The 23,814-nt window shown below is 44.1% G+C and carries 20 protein-coding genes; 12 read left to right on the top strand and 8 right to left on the bottom strand.

Annotated features, from left to right (window positions below; all coding sequences use genetic code 11):
• Nucleotides 1-174: 174 nt before the first annotated feature.
• Nucleotides 175-1,953, top strand: a complete 1,779-nt coding sequence (locus H9L11_RS20385) for a S8 family peptidase (RefSeq protein WP_205391146.1) — start codon at nt 175-177, stop codon at nt 1,951-1,953.
• Between the two features lie 12 nt (nt 1,954-1,965).
• The gene (locus tag H9L11_RS20380; protein WP_005375850.1) at nt 1,966-2,421 is read left to right on the top strand and encodes a hypothetical protein; all 456 of its coding nucleotides are present in this window, start codon (nt 1,966-1,968) and stop codon (nt 2,419-2,421) included.
• Nucleotides 2,422-2,567: 146 nt separating this feature from the next.
• Here H9L11_RS20380 and H9L11_RS20375 read toward each other — a convergent pair whose 3' ends face one another.
• The 3 genes from H9L11_RS20375 to H9L11_RS20365 all read right to left on the bottom strand — a co-directional run bounded on the left by H9L11_RS20375 (nt 2,568) and on the right by H9L11_RS20365 (nt 5,516).
• Nucleotides 2,568-3,497 (bottom strand): SRPBCC family protein, encoded by a 930-nt coding sequence (locus H9L11_RS20375; RefSeq protein WP_017820241.1) that lies wholly within the window; start codon nt 3,495-3,497, stop codon nt 2,568-2,570.
• Between the two features lie 137 nt (nt 3,498-3,634).
• Complete coding sequence (locus H9L11_RS20370) at nt 3,635-4,876, bottom strand: HAMP domain-containing sensor histidine kinase (protein WP_033906989.1); 1,242 nt, start codon at nt 4,874-4,876, stop codon at nt 3,635-3,637.
• The gene (locus H9L11_RS20365; RefSeq protein ID WP_025767686.1) at nt 4,848-5,516 is read right to left on the bottom strand and encodes a response regulator transcription factor; all 669 of its coding nucleotides are present in this window, start codon (nt 5,514-5,516) and stop codon (nt 4,848-4,850) included. Before H9L11_RS20365 ends, H9L11_RS20370 begins: the two co-directional genes overlap by 29 nt.
• Nucleotides 5,517-5,605: 89 nt before the next feature.
• On the opposite strand from H9L11_RS20365, the gene H9L11_RS20360 reads away from it, so the two are divergent.
• From H9L11_RS20360 to H9L11_RS20345, 4 genes are all read left to right on the top strand, one after another.
• Nucleotides 5,606-6,805: a DUF5666 domain-containing protein gene (locus H9L11_RS20360; RefSeq protein ID WP_033906988.1), complete on the top strand. Its 1,200-nt coding sequence runs from the start codon at nt 5,606-5,608 to the stop codon at nt 6,803-6,805.
• Between the two features lie 149 nt (nt 6,806-6,954).
• Nucleotides 6,955-7,251 carry a hypothetical protein gene (locus tag H9L11_RS20355; RefSeq protein WP_033906987.1) on the top strand — a complete coding sequence of 99 codons (297 nt, stop codon included), beginning with the start codon at nt 6,955-6,957 and terminating at the stop codon, nt 7,249-7,251.
• Nucleotides 7,252-7,560: 309 nt separating this feature from the next.
• Nucleotides 7,561-8,142: a hypothetical protein gene (locus H9L11_RS20350; protein WP_240199937.1), complete on the top strand. Its 582-nt coding sequence runs from the start codon at nt 7,561-7,563 to the stop codon at nt 8,140-8,142.
• A gap of 3 nt (nt 8,143-8,145) precedes the next feature.
• Complete coding sequence (locus H9L11_RS20345; RefSeq protein ID WP_033906986.1) at nt 8,146-8,424, top strand: hypothetical protein; 279 nt, start codon at nt 8,146-8,148, stop codon at nt 8,422-8,424.
• A 476-nt stretch (nt 8,425-8,900) separates the two neighbouring features.
• Here the strand turns inward: H9L11_RS20345 and H9L11_RS20340 are convergent, their stop codons facing one another.
• The gene (locus H9L11_RS20340) at nt 8,901-9,950 is read right to left on the bottom strand and encodes a hypothetical protein (RefSeq protein WP_017634220.1); all 1,050 of its coding nucleotides are present in this window, start codon (nt 9,948-9,950) and stop codon (nt 8,901-8,903) included.
• A 439-nt stretch (nt 9,951-10,389) separates the two neighbouring features.
• Between H9L11_RS20340 and H9L11_RS20335 the strand changes: the two genes are divergently transcribed.
• The 4 genes from H9L11_RS20335 to H9L11_RS20320 all read left to right on the top strand — a co-directional run bounded on the left by H9L11_RS20335 (nt 10,390) and on the right by H9L11_RS20320 (nt 14,095).
• Entirely contained in the window at nt 10,390-10,851 is a 462-nt protein-coding gene (locus tag H9L11_RS20335) for a hypothetical protein (protein WP_005375842.1), read from the top strand.
• Between the two features lie 93 nt (nt 10,852-10,944).
• Nucleotides 10,945-11,418 carry a copper chaperone PCu(A)C gene (locus tag H9L11_RS20330; RefSeq protein WP_005395626.1) on the top strand — a complete coding sequence of 158 codons (474 nt, stop codon included), beginning with the start codon at nt 10,945-10,947 and terminating at the stop codon, nt 11,416-11,418.
• Between the two features lie 607 nt (nt 11,419-12,025).
• On the top strand, nt 12,026-12,781 hold the full coding sequence (locus H9L11_RS20325; RefSeq protein WP_033906984.1) for an SDR family NAD(P)-dependent oxidoreductase: 756 nt from the start codon (nt 12,026-12,028) through the stop codon (nt 12,779-12,781).
• Between the two features lie 432 nt (nt 12,782-13,213).
• Nucleotides 13,214-14,095, top strand: a complete 882-nt coding sequence (locus H9L11_RS20320; protein ID WP_005388501.1) for an NAD(P)-dependent oxidoreductase — start codon at nt 13,214-13,216, stop codon at nt 14,093-14,095.
• A gap of 483 nt (nt 14,096-14,578) precedes the next feature.
• Here the strand turns inward: H9L11_RS20320 and H9L11_RS20315 are convergent, their stop codons facing one another.
• From H9L11_RS20315 to H9L11_RS20300, 4 genes are all read right to left on the bottom strand, one after another.
• On the bottom strand, nt 14,579-16,336 hold the full coding sequence (locus tag H9L11_RS20315) for a sodium:solute symporter family protein (RefSeq protein ID WP_033906983.1): 1,758 nt from the start codon (nt 16,334-16,336) through the stop codon (nt 14,579-14,581).
• A 451-nt stretch (nt 16,337-16,787) separates the two neighbouring features.
• Nucleotides 16,788-17,411, bottom strand: coding sequence for a bifunctional 4-hydroxy-2-oxoglutarate aldolase/2-dehydro-3-deoxy-phosphogluconate aldolase (locus H9L11_RS20310; protein WP_033906982.1), 624 nt, complete (start codon nt 17,409-17,411; stop codon nt 16,788-16,790).
• 78 nt (nt 17,412-17,489) lie between these two features.
• Nucleotides 17,490-18,422, bottom strand: coding sequence for a sugar kinase (locus tag H9L11_RS20305; RefSeq protein WP_205391145.1), 933 nt, complete (start codon nt 18,420-18,422; stop codon nt 17,490-17,492).
• A gap of 34 nt (nt 18,423-18,456) precedes the next feature.
• Complete coding sequence (locus H9L11_RS20300) at nt 18,457-18,792, bottom strand: cupin domain-containing protein (protein ID WP_005450851.1); 336 nt, start codon at nt 18,790-18,792, stop codon at nt 18,457-18,459.
• A 421-nt stretch (nt 18,793-19,213) separates the two neighbouring features.
• On the opposite strand from H9L11_RS20300, the gene H9L11_RS20295 reads away from it, so the two are divergent.
• Nucleotides 19,214-21,379 carry a heparinase II/III family protein gene (locus H9L11_RS20295; RefSeq protein WP_033906980.1) on the top strand — a complete coding sequence of 722 codons (2,166 nt, stop codon included), beginning with the start codon at nt 19,214-19,216 and terminating at the stop codon, nt 21,377-21,379.
• 2 nt (nt 21,380-21,381) lie between these two features.
• A complete protein-coding gene (locus H9L11_RS20290) occupies nt 21,382-23,562 on the top strand; it encodes a heparinase II/III family protein (protein ID WP_205391144.1) in 2,181 nt (726 codons plus the stop codon).
• Nucleotides 23,563-23,814: the final 252 nt, after the last annotated feature.

Genomic DNA, 23,814 nt, shown 5'->3' with positions numbered 1-23,814 from the left:
AAAACCTCATGGTTTCAGTAAATTAACAAAGACTTATGTTGTCCATCGAACTTTTAATGTAAACAAGTTGTAAATGGTTTTCGTCCTTATTCTTTGTCGTTAGCTTTGTTTGTTCCTGTTAGCGGAATATGAAACAGGAACTAAAAAATTCCAAACAAAGACATGAGGTCAAAAATGGAAATACGCATTAATCGCCTATTTGCTGCTATGTTGGCAGTAGGCATTGCACCTGCCGTCTCGGCGTTTGATCCACTCTATTCTGAACAATGGCACTTAGACAACACGGGGCAAACTGCGTTTGCGGCTAATCCTGCTGTTGCTGGGAACGACTTAAACACTAGGCTCACTCAGGCAATGGGGATTGCAGGTGTTGGTGTGAAAGTTGCCGTCATTGATTCTGGAGTGCAGATCGATCACCCCGACCTTGCAGGTAATATAGTTACAGGTAGCAGAAACTTCGTCGAAGACTCTTCATTCCCACCAAGTTATCCGGTTGATACTAATGGTCATGGCACTGCTGTAGCCGGTTTGATTAGCGCCGTCGGCAAAAACGGTGAAGGCGGACGCGGTGTCGCTTATCACTCTTCCCTCATCGGTTTTAACTGGTTAGCCAACCAGACATTAGAAGGCTGGTTAATCTCCCATGGCATGGACCCAGCAACACGCGATGTTCGCGTATTTAACCAAAGTTACGGTTTCAGCCCTATAAACCCGATTACTTTTGATGAAAGCGACCCTCAGCTAAAACTTGAAATGGACGTGATGAAAAACGTCAGCAACAGTAACGCCTGGGGTCGAGGTGCTGTATTTGTAAAGTCAGCAGGTAATGGTTACCGCTATTTCAATGCAGGGCGATTCTTCGTATTGCCAAGTAACTTCTTTGCTGGTGGGGACAATCAAGGCTTACCGATGCACAACTCTGCTCAGTCTTATGATAACGCCAATTACTTCAATTTAGTCACTAGTGCACTACGAGCGGATGGTACGCGAGCGAGTTACTCATCGGTGGGTTCGAACGTGTGGGTTGCAGCACCAGCAGGTGAATATGGGCAAGATTTCCCTGCTATGGTCACCACTGATTTAATGGGTTGTGAAGAAGGGCAAAATACCAGTGAAGGCCTTGGCATTAATGGGTTACACGGCGGAACGGAGCTCGATCCGAACTGTAACTATACCAGTACGATGAACGGAACCTCATCGGCTGCGCCGAACACATCGGGTGCCATCGCGGCAATCATGTCAACCAACCACGCACTTTCTGCTCGTGATGTACGTGCTTTACTAGCGGAGACAGCAAAAGTAACGGATAAAGCGCATCCAGGCGTACAGCTTGAATTTACTAACCATAAAGGTGAACAGGTTAGCTACGAGGCAATTGCCCCTTGGCAAAAAAACGCAGCAGGCGTAGATTTCCATACTTTTTATGGCTTCGGCGCTGTAGATTTAGATGAAGCGATGCAACGTGCTCGCATGACGAATCGTGTTTTGCCAACTCAAGTCATTACGCCATGGGTTAATAACGCTACAGAAGTAAGTGTACCCGATGCAAGTCTAGTTGGTGGTTCTTCAAGTATCGCCATTGCCGATGAGCTGACAGTAGAATCCGTTCAAGTGACATTGACACTGGACCACGCTCGTCTGCCCGACTTAGCTATCGAGCTCATTTCGCCATTAGGGACTCGTTCCGTTTTGCAAACACCGCGCAATGGTCTTGTTGGTCAATCTCTTGATTCATCGATTACTGGCTACAAAGATCAATTAATGTTGTCTAACCAATTTTATGGCGAAGATGCAAAAGGCGAATGGACGTTGCGAGCAATAGATACGAACGGCGATGAAGTCTATTCTTACATTGCATATTTCAACTCTTCCACCATCTATGACGTTCCGATGGCAAACAACGCTCAGCCCGGTGTTATTAAGAACTGGTCGATGCGCATATTTGGACACTAAGGAGTCAATAACATGAAATACAAATCATTTTCTATGCTGGCTCTCGTTATCATGACGTCGAGTGTATACGCTGAGCAACAGCTCTCTCAACAGCCTGCACCAGAACTGTTTGTGCCATCAGAAGCGGTTGAGATTAATGGCCAAGATTATCGAAAAGTGCAAACTGGCACTATTAGAACCCTATCTGAAGACGTAAAACTTCAAGCGGGTGATGAGGTGTTTAAGAATGCGTTTAGTAACGTATCCAAAGCCACTGGACTGGTTTATATCACCGTAAACAATCCTAACGAAGCGAAAGCAGTCGCCAAAGAGTTAAAATTAGAAGTTATCTTCGCAGAGGGGGAATCAGCGGTGTTAAAAGCATCTCAAGATCAAGATCTGCTAAGTATTAGCGACTACCTAAACGCAGACAGCCGGGTAAAAGCGTCTAAAATTGAACTAAACAGCGGTAAATACCGTGCACAATAATTCTCTAACAAGAGAAGTTGGCCTGTAAAACCATGCCTCAGCGATTGCTGAGGCATTTTTATGGGTAGGAACAGATAAGCTATTATTCTTTAATAACATTTCGCATAACCAGTATGATACCTAAACACCCTACTCGCCTGCGCCTGTCATTTCTTAAACAAAATAATTTCCGTTCTTAGCTCTTCTTCCGTGGTTTCCTTCGGGCTATTCAGATAGCGTTCGATTCCTAAAGGACTGGTTTTGACTTTCATACCACTCTGACGAACCAAGTTCATCGCTAAAGCCCATGCATTTCCCAAAAACTGATATTCACCTCGGTGTTCAACGACAAATGTTTCACTCTCAGGAATGGTACCGGTAACCGCCCCTTGAGGCGCTGGTACTGAGTTATGAAGAGGAAAGCAAGTGATAAACTCGAATGTACCTTTCTGCATATCCATCGACTGGTAATAACAAAACAATTCACCATTCACGGATAGGGTTTCGTCACTAATTAACTGTTCTAGTTGCTGAACATGCTTCTCAATTACCGAACCTAATTCCTGCAAGCTAGCCACACCCTTGATCCCAATGTAATGAATTTGAGGCAACGTTCGGTTACCTATTTCGACTAAGTCTGAATGCACTCTTCCGGTTTCAAGCTTACTTTTGAGCATGCGTAACCCACGTTGATAATCCATCTCTATCATCGACTTAAACATACTTTTCAGAAAGAACAGATACCAAGGGACGCGAGATTGCATTTGCCATTCGACTAAACAGCCATTTTGTGACGGCGTCACGATCAGAGTCACCTTTCCATGGCTCTTGATTGGGCGAAAGAAATGTAGCTCCATATCTAATCGATGCTCTTGAGTACTTTCCAGTACAATCGCGCCAGTCCCAATACGCTGACCATTCCATTGATAACCAGCTCCAACGTGGCCCTGATTATCACTGAATGTCAGCTCGCAGCTTGGTTCAAGAATGATCCATGGTGACCAGCTGGGCCAGTTATTGAAGTTCTTGAGATAGCCAATAATTTCACTTTGATTCTTATTAATTTCAATACTTCGGCTGACCTGATAAGAGAGCATAACGGTTCCTCGAGTTTCCGCTTCACTAACTTCAGTCTAATTCAAATTCCAGTTTTTTCTTGTTTGACTACGGGTTAGATGCGTACGACAAGAAAAATCCAGAGCGTTAATTCTCACTTGAATCAATACGCGCAAAGCTAAGAGCAGAACTCCACTTTTGCACTAAATCGAACACCATCATCGTCCAGTACTAACGCCCATCCCATCCGTTCACATATTCGTTGTACGATAACAAGCCCACAACCATAACCAGCGTTGTACGTCTCGTTGCCATCGTGACGATTTAGGATCTTAAGCGCATGACCTTTCAACTCAATTTCAATATCTCCCACACTATAGCTAAAGGCGTTTTTAATCAGATTGTTGATAACAATGGCCACAAAACTCTCTGGTGCCTTCACTACACCACTATGTTGTTCGTGCAAAGCGTAATTCGAATCTTGCTTGGCAAATAAAGGAGCTAGCTCTTCCAACTGTTTTTGTAAACAAGTGAGAAGCTGATGCTCTCCGTAATGCTGAGGCTCTATTTTCTCTTTACCAAGTAAGAGAAACGCTTCTGTCAGTACACGCATCTCGTCACAAGCTGACTGCATCCTCGTGATGGCTTTTTGCGCAACTCGAGGTTGGTCATGAATACGCGTCAGAATGTCTGTTGAGCCTTTAATCACCATGATTGGCGTTCTCAACTCATGCGATGCAAAACGGCTAAATTCTTGCTCTCGTTTGAAATAGCCCGCGATATCGTTTTTATTATCCAGCAAAGTTTGCTCTATCTGGCGTGTTTCGCTGAACTTAGTTTCAACTTGGAAAGCGGGTTGATCCGGTGACATTTGGCTAATTTTTTCTTCGATTTGCGCTAGTGGTCGAGACAATATTCGCACCATATAAATGCCATACCCGACCATAACAAATGAAAATAAGCCACCGAGCAGTAGCGTAAACTGATGCAGCGAGCTTTCGTATTCGTCGAGGTAATCATCGGAGTCATCTTGAAATACAATGTACATAAGCCCCTTCCCTGAGGGGTGTTTCAATACGACAAAGTGTTTGTCTTCTTCACCAAGCAGATATTCGTAAAAACCGGGCGAAGTAAAAGAGAGCAACCAATCCGGTGTCGGAGCTTCACTCCAATATGAGTTGAACTCCAATACGTTTGGCAATGGCGCATCCCAGCCCTGTTTCTCGAAATTCTCACTATAAAGCGCCGCTTCAGTATCAAGCCAGTGATGTAAACTCAGCACTTCAAGTTTGTTTTCTGCCACATAAATCAGCGACCAAAAAAGAGTAAACATCACAAACGTCATGACCCCAAAACCCCAACGGATCTTGCGATAAATGCTTGGATATTCGTTATGCTTTAAGTCGGTAACCTTGTCCATGAATAGTCTCTAATCGTGATTCTTCAAAACCTTTGTCTAGTGCGGTTCTTAAACCGTAAATATGGCTACGAAGTGCATCACTTCCGGGTGGTTCGTCTCCCCACACACTATCGATCACTTCTGTGCGCGAGACCGCTGCTGGAGCACGTTGGAGGAGCAATTTTAAAATTTTAGTTTGAATTCGACTCAGCTTAATTTCTTTGTCTTTTCTCGTTACTTTTCCTGTACGCGCATCTAAACAAATATCTGCAAATTTGAGCGTTCCGATATCTTGTCTTGGACCACGATTAGCCAAAGCATGAACACGCAAACTGAGCTCTTCCATCGCAAATGGCTTCATTAAATAGTCATCTCCCCCCGCTTTAAAAGCCGCGATTTTGTCATCTAGCGTATCTTTTGCCGTTAGGAAGAGAATTGGCGTTCCACATAACTTATCTTGTCGAAGCTTCTGTACCGTACTGATGCCATCGAGCTTCGGCATCATGATATCCATGATAATTACATCGTAATGATTTTCCTCGATTAACTTAATCGCAGCCTCTCCATGAAACGCACAATCGATAATCATGCCTTCGAGCTCAAGATAGTCTGCAATCGTCTCCGAGACGTTATGGTTGTCATCTACAATTAAAATTTTCATAAAATCACATTTCTTCACGATCTCTTCACGATATGCCCAATAAGATACAGGCAATTTCCTAAACTCGCTCGTAAATTGAGGTTAATACAATGAAAAAACTCGCTCTTATTTCTGTAGTAGGTTTGGCATTGTCTGGTTGTGGTGGTTCAGGTGGTGGCAGCAATAGCGATAGCACACCAACTCAACCAACAGTGAAACCAAGTGTAGCGATTGGCTCTGTTGAAGCGGTCAACGCTGAAGAAAGCACGTTGACCGTCAATGGACATACGTATCGTGTGTCTGAGGTGGTTTATGACGACACACAAGTGCAATTGGCCGAAGTAAAACCCAAAATGGTGGTTCGCGTGGGGTCAGATATTCGGCAAGCTTCGGACAATGGCGTCCGAGTCACACTTGAACCAACCATTACAGGACGTGTCACAGCGATTGATCATGTGAAGAAAACATTCACGGTAAACGGCATAGAGCTGCAGTTTGACGATTTAAGTGATGATATAGAAGTCAACGACTGGGTAATGGTGTCATCATTGCCAACTGCTGATGCGGGTTATCGAGTGTTGTCTGTGGTCGAACTCGACGTAGATAACGAGTACCCAGTACTTGATAACGACTACGAACTGGAAGGCCGTATTACCAGTATCGATGAAAATGCTGGAACATTTAAGTTAGGTGGAAAAGTAACGGTGGCATATAACAACGTTAACCAGCTTAGCATTGGTCAATGGATTGAAGCCGAAGGTGAAATGCAAAACGGTATCTTCATGGCACATGAGGTACAAGTTGAAGACTACGACGATCTAAAAAATGACAGCGATGTGGAAGGTATCGTGACTTGGGTTGCCAAGGATTATAGTGAGTTCTCTCTAAACTATCGAGGAGCCTTCTCCATTGATAACGCAACACGATTTGAGGATGGTAGCAAAGCTAATCTAGAACAAGGTCAAGAAGTAGAAGTGACCTCTGTGATGAAAAATGGCAAACGCACAGCTACCGTCATCGAATTTGAGCGGTCGGAGTTTGACAATGACAACCAATGGCGGGGTAAAGAGTTTGAATGTGAAGGCTATGTATCAAACTACGATGCTGATTCAAGAGTGTTTGAAGTTGAGCATTGTGAGAATGATGCTGATCAAGTACTAAGTAACACCACCGTTGTGATTGATGCACAAACACGCTTCCAAGGCATTGAAGAACTTAACCTAAATGGTGCTCGTGTCGAAGTCGAAGGTGTGATCATTAACAACCAAAATATTGCCCGTGAAGTGGAGTTAGACGTTTACGACAACTAATCCCTTCTACGCTTAAGAAAAAGTGTCACTTCGATGGCACTTTTTCTTTTCACCTTACTTTGCTTCCCAAGCTCAAACCAACAAATTCTCAGCCAAAGCCTTTTCTCTCCGTTACACTTTACCTATGTTCCACAAAATTGGTGACAACTATGAAAAAACGCAACCTCATTTTGTTAGTCTTGTTTTTTGGTTCAGCCACGAGCTTAGCTAGCGTTATGGATCCTGACTGCGATGCAGAAAAGGCAGCTAAAGCCGCTGCGACAAAAGCCGTGGTTGGTGTTGGTGGTCGCTGTACGCCTAAAGAGGCACTGAAAGATACCGCAGTTGATGCAGGAAAAGACAAATTGCCAGATGAAGGGATGGCGGGTAAAGCTGTTGATGCAATGACACCGGAAAAAGAGAAGAAAACGGTGAAAGACGTAACCAAAAAGCTCAATAAAGATTAACACCTACATCATAGATGTTTGAGCGTAAAAACATGTTCCTAGAATCAAGTGGCTATTTACCTGTTGTTTGAAGCACACGTCTAATCTTGGTTTTTTCATATTCCAAAAACTGCATTTGACCACACACTGTTTTTACTACACAAGTTCAAAAATTAGTAATAGTTTCTCCTAACTTTGAGACTTTGAGTCTAACTAAATGCGCAATGCATTGCATACAGATTGCTTGCCTATATTGTACACATACTATATCGGTTTAACGATGGTTAGAGGTTATAGTGAACAGACTCTAAAAACCGAACTGTAGTTCAATTGGCGGTACTGACTGGCTTAGATGCCGATTTGAACTTCATCAGAAACAACAGAGAAAAGGTTTTGCCTATAATCACAGGTGTCATTTTGTATCGACAGCTCAATAGACTCGACCAAAGAAAAGTCCTTGAGCAGGTACAGGCTTTAGGGAGTTCGAAATTTTTCGGTAAGATTCAAATGCTGGTAGCGCAAAGTATTGCTAAGCCAATGTGGAACCCTTGGAGCCTGTCAGATGGTGAGCTGCGCCAGTATTTTAATACTCATAAGGCAGTTGCAAATTTCCTTTCTACATGGTTTATCACCATCGATATTAAACTTGAGGTCGGCTTTATGGCAGCTGTTATATACGCACTATCAAAAGGTCAAGGGGCTGCATTGATTAAAGAAATGGCTGCAGTGCACATCGCTGAAGAGACTTTCAAAAACCTCAGCCTCTCATTAACTGCACAACAAGCTGGCGCGAGAGCATTTTTTGTAGCTGTTATTCTCACTACTGTACTCAAAGGCTTTAACGAGGCAGATGCGCTAGCTGCAAAGAAAGAGTTGTTACGACGTAATATGCTTAGAATAGAGGATTTGTAAGCTATGTTTTGGATACTGGGTCTTTTGGTTTCCTTGTTTATCATGTACTCGGATTACGCGCATTACTTCTATACCAAGCGACATGGAAAGAAATCTAGGGTTTCTCGCTTATTAAGCTTGTTGATCACGGTAACGCTCCCTATGATTGCGACTATCGAGATTTTGAACGATCTTAATGTAGAGAAAACCAGCTACCAAGTGTGTGTAGTTTTAGTCTCAGCTTTAGTTGGCCTTCTGGTCTGCTTGTCGGAACAGTATCGTTTTAAGTCAGAAAGAGATTAGTGGTATCGGGTTGTACAGCTATCAACAAAGGCATCAAATTGGTGCCTATTTTATTGTTGGTGTATTAATAACTGATCTGGCGAGTAAGGTCGACTCGAATGTCTTCTCACGTTCACCCTCGAGCACGAGACCGCTATCATGACTTCTTTAATGAAGGAAAGAGAACCTTTTGACTCGGGGAATTAGAGCTCTTGGACGTCTGAATGCACATAGTTCATACCCTCCATTGAGACGTCGGAATTATTCGCTGTACCATAATAGAAAATTATTTCTGTATTGAAACACATATACCTTGCTCGTGAATATCTAGCTGTCTCGGACATCTCAAATCTAGCCTCAACTTACATCCAAATGAAGTTGTAGTTTGTATGACCAATTGCTCATAGTTTATTTAACAAATAGAAACGAGTTCATGGGTAGCTAATACAAAAAAGAGCGCCGATTGACGCTCTTTCCGAACTTTAATAGATAACCAATTATGCAGTCTCTGCTTCACCTATCCAATGATAATGGTGGTTGGCTTTTTTCCCCACTAAACCGAGCTCTGCCAATTCTTCAAATACCTTGTCTACCTCTTCCGCAGACAGCCTAAACTGTTTAGCAACGGCTTTTTTGGTGCACGTAATTTGATGCGTTTTAAGTGCATCGCTAACTTGCTCTAACAAGGTTTTCGGTTCCTTTGGTTCTTCTGGCTCCGGCGCAGCTGGTATTTCTTGCTCTTCTTCCTCTTTTATATGAGGAAGATAACCCGCAGGCGCTGGATCTATATCGCGAACTGTTTTCAATATCATGCCCTCATTTCTGCGATAGAAATATCGGAACCGTTGCTCTTCACCAATCAAGCCAACAAAAAATGCAGCAAAGAAGTCCAAAAGAATCGAAAGAAATACAACCAAGCCAAGCTGAGCTTGTTGAGAGGTAGTACCAAATGCGTTGGCTAGGCTATCAATCAAACCAATCACTGAGCCTTGCGTCACCGGCGGTAAACTATCACGCTCCATAGCCAAGCGTTGCTGCTCTTCACGTAAGGTTTTGTTTTGATCCTGAATGCGAGTTACACCAGTCGCGATACGCTCCATCTCGATGTATTTCTGCGCTGCCATATTGTTGAGCTCAATCTGCTTATCGATTGCCGCAATCTGACGATTAAACGCTTCCACTTTCGCCTGCTCTACCGAAATATGACTTTGTGCACTATTGGTTGCACTATTAATCCCACCAATACTACCGCCAATGGAAATCGCAGCTAAAACTAAATAAAACACGAGAGCGGTTGCTGCTCCTGTGTAGTTGCGATGGGCTCGGCGCTCACCGTATTCATACCAAGCGTAAAATTTACCCGCTTCAAAAATGATCGCTAAACCACCAAATAAGGTTTGCATCATCGGGTTTTCGTCGATAGACAAAAATAGCAATAGAGAAAAAATAGTCGATGCTAAAATCGCAGCACCGGTGAATGCATATACACTCACCATGGCAAATCGACCTTTAGGGTATCGATATCCAATCTGTTGTTCGTATTTCATTTGAGAAATTTCTTAAGATTAATCGCCCCTCCGACTAAGTAGGACGGACGTTTCTGGCATGTACAAAGGAGCGCAGAATACCGTATCCTTTATTAAATTACTGTCATAATTCCGTTAATGGAAAACAAGTGAAGATTCGGTGTGCATTTTGAATCGATATCAGCCAAATCTAGCACGTAAAAACACCACCACGACACCCACTAACCGAAGCTTCAGTGACATATAAGAGAGATTAATTCGGTATCTTCAGAAGCGACTAAGCAAGACTGACAAGTTGAATTGGAGGTTGTGAATGTCAGCCGAATCAAGACATTAAAGCGTTAAAAATAGGCAACAAAACAAATAATGCACACTTGCATCACCTTTTAGTAAACTGATAATTACATTGTTTGGTTAATTTGTTAGTATCCCGCGCCGAAGAAGATAAGCACTCAATTGTATGGAAAACACTCTAATACAGCACAAACACCATCGCTTGCACGCTATTGCGGTTATTATCGCGGTGTTGTTTCAGTTGTATTTAGCGTCCACAGCCGCTCTTAATCCTACACAAGTTCACAGCACAACTTGGCTCAACAAAGTCCAAAGTGAAAAGGTTTTACTGTGTACCGCAGATGGTTTCAAATGGGTGGATATCAATACGTTGATTGAGGCTAACGCTCAATCTTCTTCTAAGCTCATCCAAGATCTTAACTTACACGACGGCTTTCAGTTTGAATGTCCGCTTCTTCAAGCTGTTCAATTCTTTCTTCTGGTTGCGATTGGGCTTTACCTGACAACCATCCATTGGCTGCGCCGAGTAAAGTATGCACTGACGACTTATCATTTTTCAAAATGCGATAAGTTCGTTTACAAACACATCGCGCCTAAGCACTCTCCGCCGAGTGTTTTTCCTGCCTAACAGGCATCTAATCATTGACAACTTTATTCAAAAATAACGATGACTCTGTTTGTTGTCCATTCAGAGAAGCTATTCATTCAAAAGGAAAAACACATGCTTAAATCATTTAAAACCGCCGCTATCGCGCTTATTGCTGTCATCGCTAGCCCACTGAGTTTAGCGCACGATTATGAAGCAGGAAAAATTCATATCGACCATCCATGGAGCCGCGAAGCGCCACCAAACGCACCTGTTATCGGTGGTTTTTTTCAATTAACCAACCACGGTGACAGTGAAGATGCATTGATCGCAGCAGAAAGCCCAATCGCAGGGCATGTCGAAATTCACACGCATAAGAAAGAAGATGGTGTGATGAAAATGATTAAGATTGACGAAGTGCGCGTTCCAGCCAATGACTCAGTGTTGTTTAAGCCAGGCAGCTTCCATTTAATGATTTTCAATCCAACACAAGCGCTCAAAGAAGGCGACCGCTTCCCTATGACGTTAACATTCAAAAACGCGGGTAAAGTGGAAGTAGAAATGGCGGTTGAAAAACAAGGTCACATGGAAAAACACATGCACCATTAATGACGTAAACAAAAATGCCCGCTGATTTAGCGGGCATTTTTATCTCAGCTTAGTCAAAATCATTATCCAATAGGTCCTAACTCGACTCTTCAGAATAATGGTGATAAATAACGCTTGGCGAAACGGCGTCATATATCATAACAGCGTGCTCGGGCAAGAGATTCTAAATCACGCTCGTTCCTCGCTATTCAGAATGACCTTGAAAGACTTAAGATCCTAAAAAGGTTCCCTACCCGCTTAAAACTCAACCTCTCGACAAAGTTATCCAACCATCACTTGGCAAGCCTAAATGAAATCATAAGTTTGGCAACAAAGACCCACGGTTAATCGGCTTTCTTTCTACTTGCAACAAACCTCGGCCCAACGAGCTAAGCCCGCAGCTATAAGCTCAATTGTTTATATATCCCGATTATCCTGACTAGATACAAATCATGCACGACCGTAAAAGTCGATATATGCCACTGGATGAGTCAGCATCTAAAGAAAGTACGTGATCGACTTCTCATTGTTGGTGTTTCTCTGTTTATTAAACTAATTTGTATTACAATAATACTCTATGTTAAATAAAAAATCCTTTCCAACTCTACAAACATGAGAGAACACCATTATGTCTACTAAAATTGCATTTATTTCTGGTGCTACTGGCGGTATCGGCTTCCAAGTGGCAAAGCGTCTTGGTCAGGATGGATACACGGTCATTCTAAACGGCATTGAAGATGAAAAAGGTTCGGAGTGTGTCTCCAAACTACATAACGCAGGAATTGAGGCTGAATACTACGGTTTTGACGTTACAGATGAACATGCCGTCGATGAAAACATCAATGCTATTGGTGAAAAATACGGCAAAATCGATGTTGTCGTTAATAACGCAGGTGGTCTTGGTGGTCGTAGTCCTATTGAAGGTATGGAAACTGCTTTTTTCCGTAAAGTCATGGCTTTAAACCTCGATAGTGCATTCTTCGTATCACGCGCAGCGATTCCATTTCTAAAAAAGTCTGATAACGCATCAATTATCAACTTCACTTCAAACGCTGCTTGGAATGCAGGTGGTCCAGGTGCAGGTATTTACGGTACATCAAAAGCCGCCGTTCATACATTAACTCGCGCTTTAGCTAAAGAGTTAGCTCCGGCTGGAATTCGAGTCAATGCAGTATCTCCTGGCACTATCGATACACCATTCCATGCTCAAATCAAAGCAACCAAGCCTGAAGTATTTGCTTCTTGGGCAGACAGTATTATGCTTGGACGCCTAGGCAAGCCAGAGGAAGTCGCCTCTGCTATCTCTTTTCTGGTAAGTAAAGATGCATCATTCATTACCGCAGAAACACTGCAAATTGGTGGTGGTCAAGCTTTAGGCATTTAGTACCAATAAGTCTTTTTACCTATCAGTAAGTACGCTTTAGTACTGATTTGATAACGGCCGCAGTATGTTTGTACTGCGGCTTATCCTTATACCACCTCGCCTTTCACCCCATTTGTAACGTTTCACCCATTTTTTGGTATGGACAGTATTCCTCTAGCTGAAACAAAACCACTTGTATTACAATAAATTTTATTTTTTACGTTATTTAAGCCTCCTAAAGGCTTTGTTCACGATAAAAATGGAAGCGTGATGAATCCGCTTTTCTTATATACACTGATGAATAAAACCCTCACAAACCTTACTTACATCTCACTTTTAGAAAAAATCCATCCCAAGCCCGCTATGCTCATAATTTTCAATTGCAAAAGCCACAATAGTCATTATGATTATCAACAAGCAATATAATCATACAATAGTATTTTTGGAGTTAAAATGACTAAACCTATCATTGGTTTCATCGGCCTAGGCTTGATGGGCGGAAACATGGTTGAAAACCTACAGAAACGTGGTTACGAAGTTGCTGTAATGGACCTCAATAAAGATGCTGTTGACGCAGTACTAGCTCGTGGAAACGCTTCTGAAGCTTCTTCAGGTAAAGAGCTAGCAGAGAAAAGTGATATCGTGATGCTGTGCCTAACAACATCTGAAGTTGTCGAAAAAATTGTTTACGGAGACACTGGTGTTCTAGCTGGCATGTCAGAAGGTAAAACACTCATCGACTTCGGTACATCTATTCCAGCTTCAACGAAGAAGATTGGCGCTGACCTCGCTAAGAAAGGGGCTGGTATGATTGATGCGCCTCTAGGTCGTACACCTGCCCACGCAAAAGATGGTTTACTAAACATCATGGCCGCAGGCGACGTCGAAACATTCAATAAGGTTAAGCCAGTACTGGACGATCAAGGTGAAAACGTATTTTACCTTGGCGCACTAGGCTCTGGTCACGTAACTAAGCTTGTGAATAACTTTATGGGTATGACAACCGTAGCAACCATGTCTCAGGCATTTGCTGTTGCTAAACGTGCTGGTGTTGATGGTCAACAATTATTCGACATCATGTCTGCAGGACCATCAAACTCACCATTTATGCAATTCTGTAAGTTTTACGCCGTAGATGGCGAAGAAAAACTAGGCTTCTCTGTTGCAAACGCAAACAAAGACCTCGGTTACTTCCTTGCTCTATGCGAAGAGCTTGGTACAACTTCCCTGATTGCAGAGGGCACTTCTAAGAGTCTACAAGCAGCAGTTGATAAAGGCCTTGGTCAAAATGACGTTCCAGTCATCTTCGACTACTTTGCAGAGCTAGAAGCTTAGTCACACTCAGTTGCAACTATAAGCCCAGCAACCAATGTAGCTGGGCTTTTTTGTTTTTCCCAAACGCTCATCACTCCTTGATACCCTAGCCACTCCTTTAAAGTTTTGCAGGGCAGCCTCTTCCAATTCTCTTATATATTTTCCACTCACACTTCAAAACCTCTCTCCTATTTCTGGCGTACGCCTCATTAAAGCTACGTCTGATTTAATGCTTTTTCTTTGCTAAGAAGGCACACATATTTATTTAAATAGACAAAGCATCAGGTTTGGGGTGTAAAGTGTAAACACGGCATGCAAAGAAAGTTAGATTGCTTTTTCGCTTTAGGCTGACGACTCTAATGTGAATATAGTCGCACCTTATTGGGAGTTCCCCAATACAACGAATAACAACAAACGATGCGCCACGCTTTCTCAGTCAGCTTGATCAAAAAATCCCACGGCTTTAACACCGCGGGATTTTTCATTGAGAGTCTTTAACTTTGGTTAGTTTTTCGCGTTAGCTAACTTTGGGCTTTTAGGCCCTCGGGCTGCGTTCACCAATAGAACACCCACCGAGAGAACAATCGCACCACACAAGATAAACAGTAGTCGACCAGATGGTTCATTTGGAATTAGAGCCATAGCTAGGATACCGAAGCCCGCTACGCTGATAAGCTTACCAAGCATGCCGCGCTGTTTTGTATCTAGGTTCTGCTGCTCTTCGCTGTCAGCCACAAGTGGCGTATTCCAGTTCTCGAACAATTGGTCCACTTCTTTCTCACGTTCAGGTGATAGACCTTTGTAGAAGCGCGTTGTCAGCAAGAAGAAACCACCGGTGAAGATAACGTGTGCCGCTAAGCTCAAGCCAACTTTCAGATCTGCCCACTCACGTCCTGTAAACGCTTGCTCTAGACCGAATAGGCGCTCTACATCTTCTGCTTGTAGTGAGATACCGAAGATGTAAGAAACAAAGCCACCAACAACCAGTGTTGCCCAACCAGCCCAATCCGGCGTCTTACGAATCCACATACCAAGTAGTATAGGAATCAGCATTGGGAAGCCAATTAATGCACCGACGTTCAGTACGATATCGAACAGGCTCAAGTGACGTAGTGAGTTAATGAATAGACCGATACCAATGATGATGAAGCCCATCACGATAGTCGTTGCTTTACTCACGATAACCAGTTCTTTTTGCGACGCTTGTGGACGCACAATCGGGCTGTAGAAGTTCATCACAAAGATGCCCGCGTTACGGTTAAGACCAGAGTCCATTGAAGACATGGTCGCCGCAAACATTGCTGACATCAGAAGACCCACCATACCTGCTGGCATTACGTTTTGTACGAATGCTAGGTATGCTGCATCACCACCTACTGAGCCGTATTGCTCTGCGAAATCAGGCATAAATGCCGCAACGTACCAAGGTGGTAGGAACCAGATGATAGGACCAACAATCATCAGCACACATGCAAGACCTGCAGCTTTACGTGCGTTTTCACTGTCTTTTGCACATAAGTAGCGGTAAGCGTTGATGCTGTTGTTCATGACACCGAACTGTTTAACAAAGATGAAGACAACCCAAAGGATAAAGATACTGAAGTAGTTCAGGTTGTTACCCAGCATGAAGTCGCCGTGGAAGTTCGACACGATGTTGCCAATACCGCCACCATGGAAGTATGCCGCCACCGCACAAGTGATCGTCACTGCCATGATAACCAGCATCTGCATAAAGTCAGATGCAACAACCGCCCAAGAGCCGCCTGTTACCGCCATTAGCATTAGCACTAAGCCCGTAACGATGATGGTCGCTTCCATAGGAATGTTGAAGACCGCTGCCACGAAAATCGCAAGACCATTCAACCAAATACCGGCCGAGATCAAGCTGTCTGGCATACCAGCCCAAGTGAAGAACTGCTCTGAAGTCTTACCAAAACGTTGACGAATTGCTTCAATCGCCGTCACTACACGTAGTTGGCGGAACTTTGGAGCAAAATAGAGGTAGTTCATAAAGTAGCCAAATGCGTTGGCTAAGAATAGGATTACAACAACGAAACCGTCGTTGAACGCGCGTCCTGCGGCACCTGTAAACGTCCATGCTGAAAATTGCGTCATGAAGGCGGTAGCACCTACCATCCACCATAACATCTTACCGCCCCCTCGGAAGTAGTCACTGGTTGAGGTAGTGAACTTACGGAACATCCAACCAATTGCAACTAAGAAGAAGAAGTAGGCAAGAACAACAAGAGTATCAATAGTCATTTTTTCAGCCTTTCAAGTTTGATCATTTTCTAACGTCTAGACTACTCTTCTCATAACCCCATTTGTACTACAATAAGCTTTAATTGTGATCTGAAGCATAAGTTATTCAACGAAAAAAACACGTCAAATCCCTTACTTTCTTAGACCAATGGCTTTCTAGGAGATAATTGCCACTCAGAACACCTCAACATATTGTAATACAAATTGTCTAATTGAAATTTATTAGAGTATGGAATATTTTTCTTCTTCGCGCTTTGTCTGAAGATCAAAAATGCGCGGCATTTCTTTGAAGGAAACGTAATGAGATGTTTCGAAAAAATTGGATAGAAAGTAGGATTTATATGAATGCGATTTTTAACTCTCGCCTCTTTCAAACTTTCAAACACAAAAAAGCGAGCCCTGAGGCTCGCTTTATATTCTATTCGCTAGTTTTATCGGGGTGTTACGACACTTATGCTACGTGAGCTACTGCGTCGCGAACCAGTGTACCCAGTTCATCCCAGTTACCTTCATCGATAAGTTTTGTTGGCACCATCCAAGTACCGCCACATGCCAGTACTGAAGGGATAGACAAGTACTCGTCTACGTTACCTAGGCTCACGCCACCTGTTGGCATGAATTTCACTGGGTAAACCGCCGTTAGTGCTTTAAGCATACCAACACCGCCAGATGGCTCAGCAGGGAAGAACTTAAGTGTACGCAGACCCATTTCCATCGCTTGCTCAACTAGGCTTGGGTTGTTTACGCCAGGTACGATAGCCACGCCTTTGTCTAGGCAGTATTGAACCGTGCGAGGGTTAAAACCTGGGCTTACGATAAAGTCCACACCAGCTTCGATCGCTTGGTCTACTTGCTCGTTAGTTAGGATCGTACCTGCACCGATCAGCATTTCTGGGAACTCAGCGCGCATAGCACGAATCGCTTCTGCAGCACACTCTGTGCGGAACGTGATCTCTGCGCAAGGCATACCGTTTTCAACCAAGGTGCGACCCAGAGGGATCGCATCTTCTGCTTTGTTGATGGCAATAACAGGAATTACTTTTAGGTTTGCTAATTGTTCGTTTAATGTCGTCATAAGAGTGTACTCGTCGTCATTAACTTGAGTTCAATAAATCACTGCGGAGCGCCGATTACTCAACGCTCCGCAAAAGAATTACAAAGGAAGATCTGGCATCACTTCACGTGGAATGATGGCACCTTTATGTTGAATTACCGCGCCAGCCATACAGTGGCCAGAGTAAGCCGATTCAGCTGCATTACCGCCAGTCAAACGCTTCGCCAAGAAGCCCGCACTGAAAGAATCACCAGCCGCTGTTGTATCAATCACGTTGTCGACTTTGTTTGGCGCCACGTATTGCGCTTCGCCATTCGCCACAACCAAGCAATCTTTGCTACCACGTTTGATGATGATTTCATCCACACCCAGGGCAGAGGTTCTCTCGATGCACTGTTCTAGATGCTCGTCACCGTAAAGCATTTGCTCATCTTCAAATGTGAGCAGTGCAATATCTGTGTGCTTAAGGATCTTAAGGTACCAAGACATGGCATTCTCGCGGCTTTCCCACAATTTAGGACGGTAGTTGTTATCGAAAATAACCTTACCACCTTGTGCCTTGAAGCGCTCAAGGAAGCCAAACAGTTGCGTCTTACTTTCTTCAGTAAGGATCGCTAATGTAATACCGCTCAAGTAAACCGCATCGTACGAGTAAAGTTTGTCGACTAATAGCGGAGACTCATTTTGTTCGAATAGGAACTTAGCGGCCGCTTCGTTACGCCAGTAGTGGAAGTAACGTTCGCCAGTTTCATCGGTTTCGATGTAGTAGATACCTGGTTGCTTTTCTTTAACGGAAAGAACGAGGCTAGTATCGATGCCCTCTTCCTGCCATGCTGATAGCATTTCTTGGCTAAAAGGATCGTTACCCAGAGCCGTTACATAGCTGGTTTTGATATCGTGAGCTTTGGTCAAACGAGATAAATACAGTGCGGTATTCAACGTATCACCACCGAATGACTGCTTTAGCTGACCTTCCTTTTTCTGTAGCTCAACCATACATTCGCCAATGACCGCGATGTTTAATGATTTCATGTTGTCACCTTAGCAACTGAGGTTGCGCTATAGATTATTTTAAGAAGTCTTCACGAGCTGGGTTGAAGATGTCTAGAAGAATGCTGTCTTGCTCTAGTGCAACCGCACCGTGCATCATGTGCTTACGAGCAAAGTATGCATCGCCTTCTTTTAGGACTTTCTTCTCGCCTTCGATTTCTGCTTCAAAGCTGCCACGTACTACGTAACCAATTTGATCATGGATTTCGTGAGTATGTGGAGCACCAATCGCCCCTTTGTCGAAACATAGGTGAACCGCCATTAGGTCATCTGTGTAAGCAACAATTTTACGTTTGATACCGCCGCCTAGCTCTTCCCACGGGTTCTCATCTAATACAAAGAAAGAATTCATCGTCATACTCCTAAAAAGTCTCTATTAAAGCGAACCCTACGGCACTTCATTCTTAACCATGCTTTTATTAAAAGGTTCTCTTAAAAAAGCGTCGTATTGATAAAAGTGAAACGCGAAGCGAAAGGGTCTGCTGTCGAATTGGTAACTAGCATATCCGATCTATTTTAATTGTCATACAATATATCTAAAAATATGTGATATTCATCAAACGGTGCTCGTTAAAGCATTCCACTTAACGATTGATAACGCCGAAACATCAGCCACAACAAGGATTGCCACAACAATACAAATCAATAAGTTAGCTAAATTCGCGTGATTTCACTCTCCCTTTTTGCCACAAAAACTACACCCAAACTTAATATTGTATTACTTTATAGAAAGTTTAAGAAAACAACACACTTCATCTGAGGGTGGTAAAGAAATGACTACACAACCGATTTTGTTGACTGAAGCAGAAGTCGAACTACTAAGAAAGGAAGTCGGAAAGCCGAGCTTAATGGGCAAGTCCATTGAAGCGAATCGCAAGGAACTTGAAGCCTTCATGCGTCTGCCTCTAGACGTACCAGGTCACGGCGAAGCAGGTGGCTACGAGCACAACCGCCACAAACAAAACTATACCTACATGAACTTAGCGGGTCGTTTGTTCTTGATCACTCAAGAAGAAAAGTACGCGCAGTTCGTTAAAGATCTTCTCGCTATTTACGCAGAGAAGTACCTCACTTTTGATTTCCACGTACAGAAAAACACTAACCCAACAGGTCGTCTTTTCCACCAGATCCTTAATGAACACTGTTGGTTAATGTTTACTAGCCTTGCTTACTCTTGCGTGGCATCAGTGATGACGGAAGAAGAGCGCACAGCCGTTGTTGAGCGCATTTTCGAACCAATGCTAGACATGTTCACAGTAAAATACGCGCACGATTTCGACCGTATTCACAACCACGGTATCTGGGCAGTTGCGGCTGTTGGTATTTGTGGTCTAGCTATTGGTAAACCTGAATATCTAGAGATGTCGGTATACGGTCAAGACCGTGATGATACCGGTGGCTTCCTAGCGCAAATCTCACAACTGTTCGCCCCTTCTGGTTACTACATGGAAGGCCCTTACTACCATCGTTATGCGATTCGTCCAACTTGTGTATTTGCAGAAGTAGTACACCGTCATATGCCTGAAGTAGACATCTACAACTACAAAGACAAAGTGATTGGCAACACAGTACAAGCGATGCTGGCAACGGCTTACCCGAATGGTGAGTTCCCTGCCCTAAACGACGCATCTCGTACCATGAGCATTACAGATATGGGTGTTCAAGTTGCGGTGAGCGTTTACAGCAAACACTACGGTATGGATGACAACATCCTAGGCATGGCGAAGATTCAAAACGCAGTTTGGATGCACCCTTGTGGTCTTGAGCTTTCTCAAGCCTATGATAAAGCCATCGCAGACCGTGAAATCGGCATGCCTTTCTGGCCGAGCGTGGAACTTAACGAAGGTCCAACTGGTAACAACGGTGCACAAGGCTTTATCCGTATGCAGGATAAAACCGGTGATGTGTCACAGCTTGTGATGAACTACGGTCAACACGGCATGGGACATGGTAACTTCGATACGCTTGGCATTACCTTCTTCAACCGTGGTCAAGAAGTGCTGCGTGAATACGGCTTCTGTCGCTGGGTAAACGTTGAGCCTAAATTCGGCGGTCGTTACGTAGACGAAAACAAATCCTACGCACGTCAAACTATCGCGCATAACGCGGTAACGATTGATGAGCAATGTCAGAATGGTTTCGATGTAGACCGCGCTGATTCAGTGCACGGTTTGCCTCACTTCTTCAAAGTAGAAGGCACTGAAATCAACGGTATGAGTGCGTTTGCGAACGACCATTACCCGAATACAGACATGCAGCGCAGTGTGTTCATGCTTAACCTCGATGAGCTTGAAGCACCGCTACTGCTAGACCTTTACCGCATCGAAGGTGAAGGCGAACATCAGTACGACTACTCTCATCAATACGATGGTCAAATCGTACGTACTAACTTTGATTACCAAAGCTTTGGTGAACTGAGCACGCTTGGCGATGATTTCGGTTATCAACACCTTTGGAAAGTAGCAAGCGGCAAAGTGCAAGATACGGCGTTGGTTAGCTGGCTACAAAACAACACCTACTACACTTGGTTAGGCACAAGCAGCAGCGCGAAACAAAACGGTGACAATGAAGTTATCTTCACTCGCACTGGCGCCAATGACCCGAGCTTTAACCTACGTAGCGAACCAGCATTCATTCTACGCAGCAAGGGCGAATCGACGCTATTTGCTTCTGTGCTAGAAACACACGGCTACTTCAACGAAGAGTTTGAGCAGTCGGTGAATGCACGTGGTCAGGTGAAAGATATCCGCGTCGTGGGTTACAACGCCGTTGGCAGCATCGTAGAAATCATGACTGAAAAATCACTGGTTACTGTGATGATCAGCAATGTGCTAGGCGCTGACGACCAAACCCCACACCAAGTAGAAATGAACGGTAAAACCTACAGCTGGAATGGCTTCTACTCTCTAGAAGTGAACGCATTCGGGCAGGAGAAATAATAATGAGCTACCAAACCCAGTCTTACCAACCGCTATTAATGAACTTTGAAGAAGCGGCAGAACTAAGCAAAGCACTTGGCACGGATAGCCTATTAGGAAATGCACTAGCACGTGACATCAAACAAACTGACGCTTACATGGCTGAGGTCGGTATTGAAGTTCCAGGTCACGGCGAAGGCGGCGGTTACGAGCACAACCGTCACAAGCAAAACTACATCCACATTGATCTAGCGGGTCGCCTATTCCTTATCACTGGCGAACAGAAGTACCGCGATTACATCGTGGACATGCTAACGGCTTACGCGAAGGTATACCCGACGCTAGAGAGCAACACCAGCCGTGACTCTAACCCTCCGGGTAAGATCTTCCACCAAACTCTGAACGAGAACATGTGGATGCTATACGCCTCTTGTGCGTACAGCTGCATTTACCACACGTTGGAAGAAGAGCAAAAAACACTGATTGAAAACGACCTGTTCAAACAAATGATTGAGCTGTTCGTAGTCACTTACGGTCACGACTTCGACATCGTACACAACCACGGTCTGTGGGCGGTAGCAGCAGTAGGTATCTGTGGTTACGCAATCAACGATCAAGGTGCAGTAGACAAAGCGCTTTACGGCTTGAAACTGGACAAAGTGAGCGGCGGCTTCCTAGCTCAGCTAGACCAACTGTTCTCGCCAGATGGCTACTACATGGAAGGTCCTTACTACCACCGTTTCTCGCTGCGTCCAATCTACCTATTCGCAGAAGCGATTGAACGTCGTCAGCCTGAGCTTGGTATTTACGAGTTCAACGACTCGGTCATCAAGACCACGTCTTACGCGGTATTTAAGACGGCATTCCCAGATGGTACTTTGCCAGCATTGAACGATTCATCGAAGACGATTTCGATTAACGATGAAGGCGTAATCATGGCAACGTCAGTATGTTTCCACCGTTACGAGCAATCTGAAACGCTACTTGGCATGGCAGACCACCAGCAAGACGTTTGGGTTCATATCTCAGGCAAAACATTGTCTGACGCAGTTGCAGCTGCAGATAACATCAAACCATTCAACTGGGGTAGCCTATTCGTAACAGACGGTCCAGAAGGCGAAAAAGGCGGCGTAAGCATTCTTCGTCACCGTGACGAACAAGACGACGACCCCAATACCGCAGATACAATGGCGCTTATCTGGTTTGGTCAACACGGCAGCGATCACCAATACCACTCAGCGCTAGACCACGGTCACTACGATGGTCTGCACCTGAGCGTGTTTAACCGCGGTCATGAAGTGCTGCACGATTACGGCTTTGGTCGCTGGGTAAACGTTGAGCCTAAGTTTGGCGGTCGTTACATTCCAGAGAACAAGTCTTACTGTAAGCAGACCGTCGCGCACAACACAGTAACGGTTGACCAAAAGACGCAAAACAACTTCGACACAGCGCTAGCAGAAACCAAGTTCGGTTCTAAGCACTTCTTCAAAGCTGATGACGAAAAACTGCAAGGCATGAGCGGTCGTATTTCTGGTTACTACAACGGCGTAGACATGCAGCGCAGCATCATTCTTGCTGAGTTGCCAGAATTCGAAAAACCACTTGTGATTGATGTTTACCGCATCGAAGCAGATCAAGAGCACCAATACGACCTGCCAGTGCACTACTCTGGTCAAATCATTCGTACGGATTTTGAATACGATGTCGAAAGCACGTTGCGTCCAATGGGCGAAGACAACGGCTACCAGCATCTATGGAATGTGGGTTCAGGCCAAGTTGAAGGCAGCTCGCTTGTAAGCTGGTTGCACGACAACAGCTACTACTCACTAATCACAAGCGCAACGAGCGGTGGCAAAGTGTTCTTCACTCGCACAGGCGCAAATGATCCAGACTTCAACTTGAAGAGCGAACCAGCACTGATCCTACGTCAATCTGGTCAGAACCACGTGTTTGCCTCTGTGTTAGAAACGCACGGTTACTTCAACGAGTCTATCGAAGCATCGGTTGGCGCTCGTGGCCTAGTAGAGTCAGTAACCATCGTTGGCAACAACGAAGTGGGTACCGTGATTCGTCTGCAAACAACCACAGGCAACGCTTACCACTTCGCTATCTGCAACCTAGACGAAGACAAACAGAACGCGGCACATCGCGTTGAGTTCGACGGTGTGACTTACACTTGGAAAGGCGCATTCGCACAAATTTAATCTTTAGTTAGTCACTAAAAATTAATGTAAAAATCGGGAACTAATTCAAAGCCGGACGTCATGTCCGGCTTTTTTTGATTGTTTACATGACTCTAGATGAACTTATCAATTAGCGTTTAATCATAGTAAAACCGTTAATAACTCTTAGGAAAAACAGACATAACTTAACCTTACGCCTTATCAAAGACACCACTTATAGATATAGAACTCTTCTGAGATTTAATTAACACTTTTACTATTTAACTTATGACT

It is taken from the genome of Vibrio sp. sp1, assembly GCF_016920955.1.
GTDB lineage: Bacteria > Pseudomonadota > Gammaproteobacteria > Enterobacterales > Vibrionaceae > Vibrio > Vibrio alginolyticus.
The sequence above is the reverse complement of the archived record's forward strand: the minus strand, read 5'-3'. Positions and strand labels throughout refer to the sequence as shown.

Excerpts from the sequence above, each read along its gene's own strand:
- H9L11_RS20385 (WP_205391146.1), top strand. The coding sequence starts at position 175 with ATGGAAATACGCATTAATCGCCTATTTGCTGCTATGTTGGCAGTAGGC.
- H9L11_RS20380 (WP_005375850.1), top strand. The coding sequence starts at position 1,966 with ATGAAATACAAATCATTTTCTATGCTGGCTCTCGTTATCATGACGTCG.
- H9L11_RS20375 (WP_017820241.1), bottom strand. The coding sequence starts at position 3,497 with ATGCTCTCTTATCAGGTCAGCCGAAGTATTGAAATTAATAAGAATCAA.
- H9L11_RS20370 (WP_033906989.1), bottom strand. The coding sequence starts at position 4,876 with ATGGACAAGGTTACCGACTTAAAGCATAACGAATATCCAAGCATTTAT.
- H9L11_RS20365 (WP_025767686.1), bottom strand. The coding sequence starts at position 5,516 with ATGAAAATTTTAATTGTAGATGACAACCATAACGTCTCGGAGACGATT.
- H9L11_RS20360 (WP_033906988.1), top strand. The coding sequence starts at position 5,606 with ATGAAAAAACTCGCTCTTATTTCTGTAGTAGGTTTGGCATTGTCTGGT.
- H9L11_RS20355 (WP_033906987.1), top strand. The coding sequence starts at position 6,955 with ATGAAAAAACGCAACCTCATTTTGTTAGTCTTGTTTTTTGGTTCAGCC.
- H9L11_RS20345 (WP_033906986.1), top strand. The coding sequence starts at position 8,146 with ATGTTTTGGATACTGGGTCTTTTGGTTTCCTTGTTTATCATGTACTCG.
- H9L11_RS20340 (WP_017634220.1), bottom strand. The coding sequence starts at position 9,950 with ATGAAATACGAACAACAGATTGGATATCGATACCCTAAAGGTCGATTT.
- H9L11_RS20335 (WP_005375842.1), top strand. The coding sequence starts at position 10,390 with ATGGAAAACACTCTAATACAGCACAAACACCATCGCTTGCACGCTATT.
- H9L11_RS20330 (WP_005395626.1), top strand. The coding sequence starts at position 10,945 with ATGCTTAAATCATTTAAAACCGCCGCTATCGCGCTTATTGCTGTCATC.
- H9L11_RS20325 (WP_033906984.1), top strand. The coding sequence starts at position 12,026 with ATGTCTACTAAAATTGCATTTATTTCTGGTGCTACTGGCGGTATCGGC.
- H9L11_RS20320 (WP_005388501.1), top strand. The coding sequence starts at position 13,214 with ATGACTAAACCTATCATTGGTTTCATCGGCCTAGGCTTGATGGGCGGA.
- H9L11_RS20315 (WP_033906983.1), bottom strand. The coding sequence starts at position 16,336 with ATGACTATTGATACTCTTGTTGTTCTTGCCTACTTCTTCTTCTTAGTT.
- H9L11_RS20310 (WP_033906982.1), bottom strand. The coding sequence starts at position 17,411 with ATGACGACATTAAACGAACAATTAGCAAACCTAAAAGTAATTCCTGTT.
- H9L11_RS20305 (WP_205391145.1), bottom strand. The coding sequence starts at position 18,422 with ATGAAATCATTAAACATCGCGGTCATTGGCGAATGTATGGTTGAGCTA.
- H9L11_RS20300 (WP_005450851.1), bottom strand. The coding sequence starts at position 18,792 with ATGAATTCTTTCTTTGTATTAGATGAGAACCCGTGGGAAGAGCTAGGC.
- H9L11_RS20295 (WP_033906980.1), top strand. The coding sequence starts at position 19,214 with ATGACTACACAACCGATTTTGTTGACTGAAGCAGAAGTCGAACTACTA.
- H9L11_RS20290 (WP_205391144.1), top strand. The coding sequence starts at position 21,382 with ATGAGCTACCAAACCCAGTCTTACCAACCGCTATTAATGAACTTTGAA.